Source organism: Nocardioides humi (assembly GCF_006494775.1).
Taxonomy (GTDB): domain Bacteria; phylum Actinomycetota; class Actinomycetes; order Propionibacteriales; family Nocardioidaceae; genus Nocardioides; species Nocardioides humi.
In genome coordinates this window covers 3,555,242-3,567,831 of sequence record NZ_CP041146.1, presented here as the reverse complement: position 1 = coordinate 3,567,831, position 12,590 = coordinate 3,555,242, and the positions used below count along the sequence as shown (strand labels likewise).

Genomic DNA, 12,590 nt, shown 5'->3' with positions numbered 1-12,590 from the left:
GCTGCGGATCCGAGTCAGTGCCGGAAGGCCCGAGAACAGCTCGTACGACGAGCGTTTGACCTGCCGCCCCCTCCTTACCCAACCAGCCGACCGGTCATGTTGGTAAGGTACGTCACACGGGAACGACCGTCAACGTTCCGCGGCGGCAACATCGGCAAGCCCCCGCCCTCGGCGTCATAGGTCCACTGGGGCAGATGGGTGCGCTTGCCGATCCGCCACCCCTCGGCCGTCTCGACCAGCTCGTCCTCATAGCGGATGCCGCGCACCCGCACGGCGTATCCGGTGTTGACCGGGCGGGCGAGCGTGGCGACCACGTGGGAGCTCGCGGCGGCCACACCCGGGCCCGTGCTGTCGACGCGCGCATTGGCCAGCACGTGGGTGGAACGGCTCCCGGTGCGGTCGTGGACCTCGGCGATCCAGTCCGCCAGCGCGCGGCCGCCCACGAACCGGTGCGGGAGCACGTCGTAGGCGAGCTCGGCGTCGTCGGTGAAACACGCCGCCAGCCCCGCGTAGTCGCCGGCGTCGAGGCAGTACAGGTAGCGCTCGAGGACCGAGCGCACCAGCGCGGCCGGCTCGTCGGTCGTCCCCCCTTCCATCTCACAGCTCACACGAGTCATCGAGACCCAGCACGTGGGTGAGCCGGCCGAAGGCGAGGTAGCGCCCGGTGAACACGGTCAGGTCCACGATCTCGGAGTCGGAGAACTGCTCCTTGAGCCGTTCGAAGAACGCGTCGTCGAGACGGTGGTGGTCGCAGGTGAACAGCTCGGCGTACTCCACCGCCAGCCGCTCCCGCTCGCCGAACCGACCCGCGAACGCTGGCGTGCCGATACTGGCGTAGTCCTCCTCGGTGAAGCCGTCCTCCCGGGCGTCGCTGGCCCGGTAGGCCTGGCAGAGCAGGCAGCCGTTGATCTGGGCGATCCGGTAGCGCACCGCCTCCTTGGTGCGCGCCGGAAGGATGCTGTCCTCGCGGACGGCGCGGGCCAGTTGGGCCGCCGGCTCGGCATAGGCCGGCTGCAGGGCGTAGACCCGGGCGGTGATATGCGCCTCGGACGCCGAGGCTGGGATATCGACTCGCGGCATGAGCCACCTCCATCTCTCTCATGGTCCCTCGGGCCATCGCCCGCCGTGACAGACTCACGAAAGTACTCGCTTGCTTGCTGACTAGCAAGAGGCTCCGGCCAGGGGCTCACACTCTTCGTGCTCCGCTCCCCGCCAGTGGCCCGCGCAGGCGACAAGGGCACCCGCCCGCCACCTGGGCCGTGTGTTGCGAAACTCCATGGAGGCGCCAGCGACACCCCGTCACGCACGCTGGCGGCGTTGCGCCGACGCTCGAAAGACGTCCGGTCCGTCGTCGTGACGGCGCCTGGCCATCGCACGCGCTGGACGACGCTGGCATCCGCCGAGAGGTTTCGCGACACGGCCTAACCGCCCGGTGAGCCGGTCGGTCATCTATGCTCACATCCGTGACGACTGAGACCCAGGCATCCTCCGACCCGAAGCGGCCGGCGCCGCGCCGCCGCAAGAGCCGGCACACCCGCGAAGAGATGCTGACCCAGGCCGCGGAGCTCTTCGCTGAGCGCGGCTACCGCGTCACGAGCCTGAGCGACCTCGCCGACCGGATCGGTATCGCCAAGGCCACGCTCTTCCACCACTTCCGCACCAAGGAGGAGATCCTCTTCGAGCTCTACACCCAGGCGATGGAGCTCGCCACGGCCCGGATCCGAGCCGTGGACCAGAGCGACGACGAGCCGAGCGTGGTGCTGCGAGGGATGTTCCGGGAGCACACCCTGCTCATCTTGGACAACCGCACGCTGTTCACCATCTTCTTCAGCGAGGAGAGCGAGCTGACCGAGCCACACGCGGCGGCGGTCCGCACCCAGCAGGCCGACTACATCAACATCATCGCCGCGCGGGTCTCTCAACTCATCGACTCCGGCAAGATCAAGCGGTCGGTGCATCCGCGCCTGGCTGTCCAGATCTGCTTGGGCGCCGGCAGCTGGACCTACCGGTGGGTCGAGCCCGGCGCCTCGCGCCGCGACGCTGACCTGTCCTCGGAGGAGATCGCCTCCACCGTCGCGGACGTGATGCTGGACGGACTCTTCGACTAGGGCGCGACGGCCGCCGGCACGACCTCGCCGCCGAGCTGCTCGATGCGAGCCAGCTGCTCCTCGACCGAGCCGGGTAGATTGACGATCGCGTGGTCGACGCCGGCGTCTCGGAGCGCGACGAGCTTCGCGACCGCACGCTCCGGGTCGGGCGAGAGGCCGACCGACGAGCTGAGTTGTACGGCCCCTGGGGCCTTCCCGTACTCGGCGGCCAACTCGTCGAGGCGGGCACGACCGGCGGCCAGCGCCTCCACGTCACCACCCACCGCGTGCCACCCGTCGCCCGAGCGGGCCGCCCGCCTCAGGGCGGCTTCGCTCATTCCGCCCACCAGAACCGGCGGGCCACCCGACTGCACCGGCAAGGGGGTGCACGCGAGCTCGGCGAACCGGTAGTCCGGGCCGTCGTGGGCCAGGACCGGCGAGGTCCAGCAGCCACGCATCACCTCGAGCTGCTCGTCCATCCGGCGACCACGTCCCTCGAACCGCTGCCCGAGGGCCTCGAACTCCTCGCGCCACCATCCGGCGCCGACAGCCAGGACGACACGCCCCGCCGAGAGGACGTCGAGAGTCGCGATCACCTTCGCGGTCAGCAACGGCTCGCGCATCGGCAGCACCAGCACGCTGGTGCCGAGCAGCACCCGCTCCGTCGCCCCGGCGAGGCACGCGAGCGTCGTGAACGCCTCGAGGAAGCCGTCCTCGGCGGTGAACGGCACCCCGTCGGCCCGATAGGGGTAACGGCTCGAGGTCTCGGTGGGGAAGACGACGTGGTCGGCCACCCACACCGAGTCCAACCCGACGGACTCGACCCGACGCGCGATCTCGAGCACCCCGTCCCGGGAGGCCTCGCTGCCCCACTGCGGGACGTGAACACCGACCTTCATGCCGACGGTGCCGCAGATCGCTGCGGCAGCCCCACCAGGTCGCGGTACTCCCGCGGCGTCGCCACGTCGCGCCCCAGCACCTCGGCGAGCTGCTTGGCGACCCGGAACGCCTGCAGATTGCTCGCCAGCTTCTCCTGCCGGTGCGGATAGCGCCACACGGTGTCCTCCATGCCGACCCGGATGTGCAGGCCCAGCGCGGCAGCGACCGTCACCAGATAGATCGAGGCGCGGCCGGCGGCGCACACCAGGATCGTCGCCTCGGGATCGACGTCGTAGATGAGGGAGGCGAAGCGGGTCAGCCCGTCGACCATCTGCCGCGGGTTCTCCATCGGGCTGCAGCCCGGCAGGCCCGGCAGCACGCACCACAGTTGGCCGCTGCCGAGCAGTCCGCTGCGGAACAGGTACCGCTCGGCGTTGTTGACGTCGGCATCGGTGTAGGTAGCGATGATCGGCTTGGAGCCCGCCTCGAGGATCAGCCGGGTCTTCTCGAGCAGAAGAGGCACCGGCTTCGCGAACAACGAGTCACCGTTGTAGACCGCCGTCGTGTTGACCGGCACCGCGTCCAGCACACCGGCGTCGAGGCACCGCTTCATCTCGTCCCACTCCCCGGGCAGCGCGGTGACCAGGCACCCGTCGACGGACAGGTCGGGGTGCGCCTCACGGAGCGGGTGAACGACCTGCTCGAACCGGCTCTGGTCGAGCACGTTGTATCCGTTGTCACCGCGCACGTGAAGGTGGACCGCGCTCGCGCCCTCATCCGCGCAGGCCTTGGCCTCGGCGAAGATCTCCTCGGGCGTGATCGGCTGGTTCGGGTTCGCCGTACGCGTGAAGAAGGCACCGGTGATCGCGGGCTGGATCACGATCTTGTCCGGCACGTCCCACGGCGGCTGCACGTCGCCCTCGAAGAAGGCCGAGCGTTCCGGGTCGATGATCTCGGGAAGGCCGTATGGCTTCCAGATCATCCGACCCTCGGCGCGCGCGACGCCCTCGCTGACGCGGTCCCAGTAGACGCGGTCCTGACCCATCACTGTGCTCCTCTGTTCGTGGTGTCGCGGGCGGGAAGGGGGGATTCGGGAGGGCCGGCGTAGTCGCCGTCCTCGATGTAGCGGAGCGGGACTCCCTCGTTGATCTCCTCGATCACGTGGGCCATCAGGCCGGGGAGCACCGACAGCAGCGCGAAGGCCACCGTCTGGTCGGAGCTCCACCCCAGGTCGGAGCCGACAGCGGCGAGCGCTCCGTCGATGTTGATGGGGATGTTCTGCTTGCCGGTCAGCGCGACGAACGCCTGGTGCAGCGCCTCGAACTGGCGGACCCCGTCGCCAGCCAGGCCGAGCTCGTGCGCCACCTCGAAGACGATGTCGGCTCGGAAGTCGCTGGACTTGTGCACCGGGTGCCCGAAGCCAGGGAGCCGGCGCCTCTCCTGGACGTAGCCCTCGACCACGCGGTGCGCGGCACCGATGAAGTCGAGTCCCTCCGCGGCGCGCAGGTCCGCCGCGGCCCGCAGGAGTCCGTAGGAGTGCTCCGGCGAGAGCGTGTTGCTGCCGGCGGCGAGCAAGCCGCCGGCGACCGCCGGCACGAACTGCGGGTTGCCCGACGCGATGTACCGCGACGCGGTGATCGTCGAGGCGACGTAGCCGTGGTCGAGCAGGCTGTTGAGGGTCACGTCGACCAGGCGTCGCTCCGCGTCGGTCGGCAGCCGACCGATGATGCTGAGGAACGCGCCTTCGGCGTAGGTCAGCTCGCGCATGACCTCGGCAAGCGGATAGCCCCGGAGGTTGACCGAGCCCGGCCCGACCTCACTGACCCGCGTGTGGAACGTCGGCACACTACTTCCCTTCTGTCTGACGTGCGTCGTACGTCGAGCCGGACGGCCCGGCCGACCGGAGGACGTGCTTCTGGACCTTGCCGGTGGTCGTCATCGGCAGGTCGGCGACGATGTCGACGTAGCGCGGGACGGCGTAGCGCGGCATCCGCTCGCGCGCCCAGGCCCACAGCTCTGCGGCCGAGACCGAGCTCGGCTCCCGCAGCGTCACCGCCACCAGCACCTCCTCGCCGACCACCTCCGACGGCACCCCCACCGCGACGGCCTGCTGGACCGCCTCGTGGGCCTCGAAGACGTCCTCGACCTCGGAGGCCGCGATGAACTCACCGAACCGGCGGATCACGTCCTCCGTGCGGCCCTCGAACCAGAGCTCGCCGTCGTCGTCGAACCGACCACGGTCCCCGGTGTGGAACCACAGCCCCCGGAGGACCTCGACAGTCCGCGCCGGGTCGTCGTGGTAGCCCAGGAACATGCTCGCGGGCTCGCGCGGACGAACGCAGATCTCGCCGGTGGCGCCGGTCGGCACCGCACGGCCGCACTCGTCTTGCAGCTCGACCTCGAACTCCGGCACCGTCCACCCGCACGAGCCCGGGGTCGCGACGCGGTCGGTGCCGTCGTCGGACCAGGTCACGATGGTCGCCTCGGTCGATCCGTAGCAGTGCACCAGGCGCACGCCGAACCGGTCGGCGAACTGATCGTGCATCGCCTTCGAGACGGGGATGCCGTAGCCGACGCGGAGCCGGTGCGGCGGCGGCGCGAGATCCTGGCCGGCCAGCAGCGCGAGCATCGCGCCCACGAACGGGAAGGTCGTGGCGCCGGATTCGGCGATCTCGCGCCAGAAGGCCCGCCGGTCGAACCTGCCGGCCAGGTGGACCTGCGCCCCGGCGAGCAGAGCCGGTGCGACGCCGTACCCCTGGGCCATGTTGTGATGGAGTGGCAGGCAGAGGAACACCGTGTCGGCCGAGCTGATCCCGGCGGCCCGCGCCGCCTGGAAGGCGTTCATGTAGTGCTGGCCGTGCGGGACCATCGCAGCCTTGGGCGGGCCGGTCGACCCGGAGGTGTAGAGGAGCGCCGCGAGCCGGCCCGGGTCGACGGGATCCTCACCCTCCCACGGCTCGGCCAGCAGCAGGTCGTCGAACGACGTCGTGGGCAGGTGACGCGAGGCGCCCTCCCCCACCACCACGACTGCCCGCAGCTCGCTCAACCCCTCCGCCAGCTCGTCGAGCCGAGATAGGAGGTGCTCTTCGACCACCGCCACGACGGAGCCGGAGTGGGCCAGCACGTAGCGCAGCCGGTCCCCGAACAGCTCGGGGTTGACCGGCACCTCGACGGCGCCGACCACGCCGGTCGCCAACCAGGCCAACACCGCTTCGCGTGGGCGCTCGAGGAGTACGGCGACCCGCTCCCCCGGCCTCACCCCGACCTGACGCAACCCGCCGGCGACCGCGCGCACGGTCCGTCGGGTCTCGGCGAAGGTGAGCGTGCCGGACCGGTCGCGCAAGAACGGCCGGTCCCCCGAGACACCCGCCGCCCGCCGGTCGAGCAGTGCCGGCAGCGAGCGCTCCTCGACCGGGGCGAGCGTGGTCATCGCAGGTCGCCGTGTGCGTCGATCCGCGTCCGCAGGGTGTGCAGTTCCTCGGCGCTGGGTGCCGGGGTCGTCGCTACCGCCTCGTCGTGCTCGAACGCGAAGCCCGTGCTGTCGACGACCTCCTGCAGTGAGACACCCGGGTGGAGCGACTTGAGCCGCGCCCGCCGGTCCTCCGGGCCGAAGTCGAAGACGCACAACGGCGTGATGATCGACGACGGCCCCGGGTTCTGCAGGCCGAGGGACGCGCGCAGGTCGGGCTCGCCCCGGCCGTAGCCGACGGCGGAGATGAAGTCGACCTGCTCGACGAGCACCCGTGGGGTGTGCGAGGTCGTGACCAGGTGCCACCGACCACTCTGGACTGTCGCGTTGCAGGTGCCGATCGGCCCCGGCCCGCGGAACCTCAGCCGACGGTAGTCGTCACCGATGCCGATCAGGTTCGAGTTGCCGTAGGCGTCGATCTGGATCCCACCGCAGTAGAAGACGCCGTGCGCGCGGTGGCGCTGTTGATTGAGCAGCTGGTCGTGCTGATAGTAGGCCTCGGCCCACCTCATCGCCCCGACGTCGGTGATGAAGGCGAAGTCCTCGATCACCGGCTCGTCGACCAGGTAGGCCTTGGTCATGGCCAGCATCACGGTCATGTTGGGACCCCGCGTGAGGTGGGCGAGCAGCGCGCCGGCCCGCGGCACCGGGAGGTTGGCGCCGACCTCGACCCACTCGCCGTCCTCGAGGTCGTGGGCGATCACGGTGGCCATGACCTCCAGCCGCGAGGCCGGAGCGTCCAGTGCCGTGGTGTTCATGGATCCTCCTCAGAACTCATTCAGGCCGAGCAGCGCCGGGTGGCCGATCCGGTCGAGGTAGTCCGCGTGCACGACGCCCCGCACGTAGCGGTCGAGGTACTCCTCGAGCGGCTCTCGGTCGTCGGTGCGCAGCCACGTGTCGGCAGCGACCAGATAGGTCTTGATGTGGTCGGCGTCGGGGACGTAGAAGCCGTCCGCCGAGAAGGGGTGCGCACCGAACGGCGCGCGGACGACGCCGTCGGCGCCGGCGATCGAGGTGGCCAGCGGGTTGGCGCGGACCTGCTCGGTCGAGCAGATCCGCTCCACCGAGACGAACGTCTTGTCCGAGGCCGCCGACATCGCCGTGTCGCCGTACCGCGTGCCGTTGTGCTGCACGTTGCCGAACTCGTCGCTGGTCGCCGCGTGGAGCAGGCAGACGTCGATGTCGATGGCAGGCACCGCGAGCAGCAGCTCGTCGTTGATCGGGTCGCGGAACTCCTTGATGGCCGGGTTCACCACCGGGATCGAGGTCCCGACCCCCGCACGCCACGGGTTGAACGGCAACCGCTGCGCCGAGGCCCGGAGTCCGGCGTAGAAGTGAGCCTCATCGAGCTCGAAGGTCTCGATGGAGCCGTCCTGGGCGGCCTTGCGGAAGGCCGGGCCGATCCCCGCGAACCCCTCGGCGCCGACGTACGGCGAGACCACCTTCGCCACACAGCCGGCGGCGATCAGTAGATCCACCTCGAGGCCGGACGACGCGGCACCGACGACCACCAGGTCGCGCTTGCCGTCGGTGATCAGCTGGCGAACCAGTGTCATCGGATGGCCTGAGTTGATGAAACCGCCGATGCCCACGGTCATGCCGTCCGCGACGGCGGCGGAGACCGAGGCCGCGTCGGTCACCCGCGACCGGCGGACCGGCGCCGTCACCGCCAGCCCCAGCGAGCCACTCGGAGCCGTGGGCGTCCCGGTGGTCGGTGCGGAACCAGCGCGGGTGGCCGAGGATCGTCTGGCCGCCGTCGACGGGGACGCTGGCGCCGGTGATGAACGCCGCGTCGCCACTGAGCAGGAATGCGACCAGGGCGGCCACGTCGCCGGCCTCCCCCAGGCGGCCGACCGGTGTGTCGGAAAGCAAGAACCCACGATGAGCGGCGCCGTCGGGGCCCTGCAGCATCGGCGCCGTCATACCCGTCTCGATCACCCCCGGCATCACGCAGTTGACCCGGATCCGATGGCTCCCCAGCTCCGACGCCATACCGGTCGCGAGCATCCGCAGGCCCGCCTTGGTCGTGCAGTAGGCCGAGAGCAGGTCAGTGTGCTGGCGCGCGCCCGACGAGGTGTTGACGACGATCGCGCCTCCGGCGCGCGCCGCGACCATGCTCTGGGCCACCGCCTGGCAGATGTTGAAGGTGCCGGTGAGGTTGACCGCGACGTGGCGCTCCCACTCCCGTTGAGGTTGCTCGAGGAACGGCGCGAACTTCCCGTAGCCCGCGTTGGCGAAGAGCCCGTCGATGCGGCCGAACCGCTCGGCCACCGCGGAGACCCCCTCGTCGACCGCCTCACGCCGGGTCTGGTCGACGCCGAGCGCGAGCACGCCGCGGCCGCCGTTGACCTCACGGCACCGGGCGACCGTCTCATCGAGGAGCTCGGGCAGCCGGTCGAAGACGGCCACCTCGGCTCCCTCGCGCGCGACCATCACCGCGAGCTCCTGACCGATGTCTCCGGCAGCACCCGTGACCAGCACGGTGCGACCTGCGAAGCGACTCATTGCGCTGTATACCCTCCGTCGACGTGGATGATGGCGCCGGTCACGTAGCTCGACGCAGGCGAGGCCAGGAACAGCACCGCCCCGCCGATCTCGTCCGGCGCCCCGACCCGGCGCATCGGGATGCGCCGCAGCAGCGCGGTGGTGGACCGCTCGTCAGCGAGCACACTGGCCGGCATGTCGGTGCCGAAGTAGCCCGGCGCGATCGCGTTGACGCGGATGTCGTCGCGGGCCAACTCGACCGCGAGCGCGCGGGTCAGGCTCGCGACCGCACCCTTGCTCGCGACGTACGCCGCCTGGCTCCGGACGCCGGCCACCGAGACGAGGGAGGCGAGGTTGACGATGCTGCGTCCCGGTCGCGCCGGCGCCTTGAGGAACTCGCGCACGCACATGAACGAACCCCGGGCGTTGGCGTCGAGGACCGAGTCCCACTCGTGCTCGGTCACATCGACGACGGCGTGGTCGAGCGCGAACGCCGCGTTGTTGACCAGGACGTCCAGCCGACCCCGAAGGTCGGTGACCTCGGCGAAGACCTGCTCGACCGCGGCCGTGTCGGCCACGTCGAGCTGACGCCACTCCGCCGAGCCACCGGATGCGACGATCGCCGCCACCTCGGTCTCGAGCGGCTCCGGGCGGCGACCCACCACCACCACGTGGGCGCCGGCTCCCGCCAGAGCGGTTGCGGCAGCGGCGCCCAGTCCTGTGCCCCCGCCGGTGACGAGCGCCACCCGGCCGTCCAGCCGCCACGGGTCGGCGGCGATCACAACCGGAATCCCATCGAGCGGCCGATCACGATCTTCTGGATCTCCGAAGAGCCGCCACCGATCTCGAGGTACTTGCAGTCCCGGTAGTGGCGAGAGACGGGGTACTCGTCGGTGAACCCGTAGCCCCCGAAGACCTGTACCGCCTCACGGCAGGCCGAGACGTAGGCCCGTGAGGCGTGCAACTTGGCGACCGACGCGGCCGCGACAGCGGTCGGGTGGTCCGCCTCGACCAGGGCGACGACCTGCTTCACGGTCGCACGCGCGGTGTCGAGCGCCACACGCATCTCGACCAGCTTGTCCGCCACCAACTGGTGGCTCGCCAGGGGGCGACCGAAGGAGGTGCGGGTCAGCGCATGCGCGCTGCACTCCTCGACCAGGCCCCGGAGCGCACCAACGCACAACGCGGCGAGGTACATGCGCTCGAGCGCGAGGCCGGGGGTCAGCCCCTGCCAGCCACGGTCAGCCTCACCGAGTACGGCGCTCGCGGGCACCCGAGCTCCCTGCAGGAAGACCTCACAAAGGTCGAGCCCGCGGATCCCCATCTTGTCGAGCTTGCGGATCTCGACGCCCGGTGCGGTCGGGTCGACCATGACCGTGGTGATGCCGGACTGCTTGCCGCCCTCACCGGACGAGGTGCGCACCGCCGTGATGATCGTGTCGGCGATCGCCGCACCCGTGATGAACACCTTCTGGCCCTCGAGCACGAAGTCGTCCCGGTCGCGGGTGGCCCGCGTGATCAGAGCGGCCGCGTCCGAACCCGAGCCCGGCTCGGTGAGGGCGAAGGCGACGTTCGCCCCGCTCCGCGCGATCCGCGGCAGCCAGTCGGCGCGCTGCTCGGCCGTACCGAGCCGGTCGATCGCCTCGCTGCCGAGGAGCCACATCGAGAAGAAGGCCTGTCCGACTGTGAGACTGCGACGGGCGAGGGTCTCCAGCACCACCACCAGCTCGGCGGGGGAGGCTCCTGAGCCGCCGCAGTCGACCGGGACGCAGGCGCCGGCCCAGCCGGCCTCGGCCAAGGCGGCCATCACCTCGCTCGGATAGCGAGCCTCGCGGTCGGCACGGGTGAGGTAGTCCGCCGTCAGCATCCGGTCGCACAGCTCGTCCAACGCAGCGGCGATGTCGCGCTGCTCCGTGGTGAGGAGCGGGTCGGCGGTGAGCATCGGGCCATCCTTCTGACTGTTCATTGTCAGACAGCACAATGCTAGGCCACTTTGCTTTTGTCAACCGTCTGGCCGGTTTGTTTTAGGTCACCGCCGCGGAGGGAGCCTCCGGAGCGCCCGCGTCACGCGCCAGACCGCGTCGGGTGACGGCATATCCATGAGCGGCGCGGTCCCACGTTCGGACCCCGTTGCCGGTGGCGCGCAGCGTGCCCTTCTCGACCTTTCCGGTCGGGGTGAGCGGCAACTCCTCGGCGAGCTCGAAGAAGCGCGGCACCATGAAATGGGGCAGCCGGTCGACACAGAACTCGAGCAGCTCGGGGAACGCGACCCGCTCCCCGGCCCTCGGCACCACCCAGACCTTGACCTCGTCCTCGACGTCCGGCCGACGCACCGGCACACAGGCGACCTGGGCGATCTGCGGGTGGCCCAGGAGAACCGCTTCGACCTCGAAGCTGGAGATGTTCTCGCCGCGGCGCCGCACCACGTCCTTGTCGCGGTCGACGAAGAAGTAGTAGCCGTCCTCATCCTGTCGCAGGAGGTCGCCGGTGTGGAACCAGCCGTTGCGCCAGGCCTGTGCGGTGGCCACGGGCTGGCCGACGTACTCCGTGGCGATGGTCCACGGCGCGTCGGCGCGGACCACTGCCTGCCCCGGGGTGCCGCGCGGCACCTCACGATCGTGCTCGTCGACCAGCCGGACCTCGAATCCCTCGCGCACGACCCCGATCGAGCCGGCCCGGAAGGGGATCCCGGGGTGGACGTGGATGGCCGCTGGCACCTCGGTCATGCCCCACGCGGTATGCAGCTCAGCGATGCCGAAGCGCGACCGGAAGCCCTCGGAGTCCATCGGCAGCGGGACCCCGCCGACGAGGCGGATCCGGTGCTCACGCTCGGCGGCGCGGACCGGCATCGCGGTCAGCCGCGAGAACATCGAGCTGACCAGCAGGGTCGCGGTCACCCCGGCGTCGCGGGCAACCTCCCAGTAGCGGTCGAGACTCGGTCGGCCACGCACCACGATCGAGGTCCCGACGCCCAGGCTCGCGTGCACGAACCGGAACGCCGCCGCGTGGAAGAGCGGCAGGTCGACCAGGAAGCGGTCGTCGGGGCCGAGACCCCACGGGAGAGAAGAAGACGTCTCCGCCCAGGAAGCAGCCGAACTGGCTGGTGTCCACGAGCTTGGACGGCCCTGTCGTACCCGAGGTCAGCATGTAGACGGCCGAGTGCCACGGGTGCACCTCCACCTCGGCGGCCGGGTCCTCGGAGATCGGCCCGCCCAGCTCGTCATCGAAGACCACCCGTAGATCCGCCAATGCGGGTGGCCGATCCAGCAGACGGTCGACGAAACTCGCGTCGGTCACCAGGACCTTGGGAGCGGCAGGCTCAAGCAGTTGCCAGAGCAGCTCACCTCGGTAGGTCAGGTTCACCGGGACCACGACCGCCCCGAGCAGGGCGGCCCCCACCACGCTCGCAGGAAGGACGGGCCGCTCGGCAGGGCCAGTGCCACCCGGTCCCCGTGGCGCACTCCGAGCTGCCGGAGGCTCGCTGCGGCGCCGTGCGCCCACTCCAGTGACTCCTTCGCGGTCCAGGTCGTCCCATCCTCATAGATGACCGATACGCGGTCCGGGGCGAGACTGGCGTTGCGCCGCAGCAGCGAGGGCAGGGCGGTCAGCTCACGCTCGAACTGGGCAGAGCTCACTGTCGACTCCTTAATAGGCCGGCCAGCCGGTTGGTT

Annotated in this window: 12 protein-coding genes and 3 pseudogenes; 1 reads left to right on the top strand and 14 read right to left on the bottom strand. The window is 70.5% G+C overall.

The genetic code is table 11. The annotated features are described in order from the left end of the window. Positions 1–74: 74 nt before the first annotated feature. Positions 75–617 carry a nuclear transport factor 2 family protein gene (locus FIV44_RS17435; protein WP_141005545.1) on the bottom strand — a complete coding sequence of 181 codons (543 nt, stop codon included), beginning with the start codon at positions 615–617 and terminating at the stop codon, positions 75–77. After that, complete coding sequence (locus FIV44_RS17430) at positions 598–1,080, bottom strand: carboxymuconolactone decarboxylase family protein (RefSeq protein WP_141005544.1); 483 nt, start codon at positions 1,078–1,080, stop codon at positions 598–600. Before FIV44_RS17430 ends, FIV44_RS17435 begins: the two co-directional genes overlap by 20 nt. Positions 1,081–1,463: 383 nt before the next feature. Between FIV44_RS17430 and FIV44_RS17425 the strand changes: the two genes are divergently transcribed. After that, positions 1,464–2,108: a TetR/AcrR family transcriptional regulator gene (locus FIV44_RS17425; RefSeq protein WP_181410654.1), complete on the top strand. Its 645-nt coding sequence runs from the start codon at positions 1,464–1,466 to the stop codon at positions 2,106–2,108. On the opposite strand, the gene FIV44_RS17420 is transcribed toward FIV44_RS17425, so the two are convergent. The 12 genes and pseudogenes from FIV44_RS17420 to FIV44_RS34120 form a co-directional block, all read right to left on the bottom strand. Further along, complete coding sequence (locus FIV44_RS17420) at positions 2,105–2,986, bottom strand: LLM class F420-dependent oxidoreductase (protein WP_141005542.1); 882 nt, start codon at positions 2,984–2,986, stop codon at positions 2,105–2,107. The two genes, FIV44_RS17425 and FIV44_RS17420, sit on opposite strands and share 4 nt — an antisense overlap. Next, positions 2,983–4,011, bottom strand: coding sequence for a beta-keto acid cleavage family enzyme (locus FIV44_RS17415; protein ID WP_141005541.1), 1,029 nt, complete (start codon positions 4,009–4,011; stop codon positions 2,983–2,985). Before FIV44_RS17415 ends, FIV44_RS17420 begins: the two co-directional genes overlap by 4 nt. Beyond that, on the bottom strand, positions 4,011–4,811 hold the full coding sequence (locus tag FIV44_RS17410) for a citrate/2-methylcitrate synthase (protein WP_141005540.1): 801 nt from the start codon (positions 4,809–4,811) through the stop codon (positions 4,011–4,013). Before FIV44_RS17410 ends, FIV44_RS17415 begins: the two co-directional genes overlap by 1 nt. Position 4,812: 1 nt before the next feature. Next, positions 4,813–6,396: an AMP-binding protein gene (locus FIV44_RS17405; protein WP_141005539.1), complete on the bottom strand. Its 1,584-nt coding sequence runs from the start codon at positions 6,394–6,396 to the stop codon at positions 4,813–4,815. Next, complete coding sequence (locus tag FIV44_RS17400; protein WP_141005538.1) at positions 6,393–7,193, bottom strand: CoA-transferase; 801 nt, start codon at positions 7,191–7,193, stop codon at positions 6,393–6,395. The genes FIV44_RS17405 and FIV44_RS17400 overlap by 4 nt, the downstream gene beginning before the upstream one ends. A gap of 9 nt (positions 7,194–7,202) precedes the next feature. Beyond that, positions 7,203–8,033: a CoA transferase subunit A gene (locus FIV44_RS17395; RefSeq protein WP_141005537.1), complete on the bottom strand. Its 831-nt coding sequence runs from the start codon at positions 8,031–8,033 to the stop codon at positions 7,203–7,205. Between the two features lie 205 nt (positions 8,034–8,238). Beyond that, positions 8,239–8,868 (bottom strand): annotated as a pseudogene (locus FIV44_RS34125) (SDR family NAD(P)-dependent oxidoreductase); the annotation flags it as partial. Positions 8,869–8,936: 68 nt separating this feature from the next. After that, positions 8,937–9,701 (bottom strand): SDR family NAD(P)-dependent oxidoreductase, encoded by a 765-nt coding sequence (locus FIV44_RS17385; RefSeq protein WP_181410652.1) that lies wholly within the window; start codon positions 9,699–9,701, stop codon positions 8,937–8,939. Further along, a complete protein-coding gene (locus FIV44_RS17380; protein WP_181410651.1) occupies positions 9,698–10,861 on the bottom strand; it encodes an acyl-CoA dehydrogenase family protein in 1,164 nt (387 codons plus the stop codon). Before FIV44_RS17380 ends, FIV44_RS17385 begins: the two co-directional genes overlap by 4 nt. 82 nt (positions 10,862–10,943) lie before the next feature. Next, the gene (locus FIV44_RS32350; RefSeq protein ID WP_281285874.1) at positions 10,944–11,342 is read right to left on the bottom strand and encodes an AMP-binding enzyme; all 399 of its coding nucleotides are present in this window, start codon (positions 11,340–11,342) and stop codon (positions 10,944–10,946) included. A 156-nt stretch (positions 11,343–11,498) separates the two neighbouring features. Beyond that, positions 11,499–11,972, bottom strand: a pseudogene (locus FIV44_RS33270) (AMP-binding protein); the annotation flags it as partial. Between the two features lie 106 nt (positions 11,973–12,078). Further along, a pseudogene (locus tag FIV44_RS34120) lies at positions 12,079–12,554 on the bottom strand (AMP-binding protein); the annotation flags it as partial. Positions 12,555–12,590 lie beyond the last annotated feature (36 nt).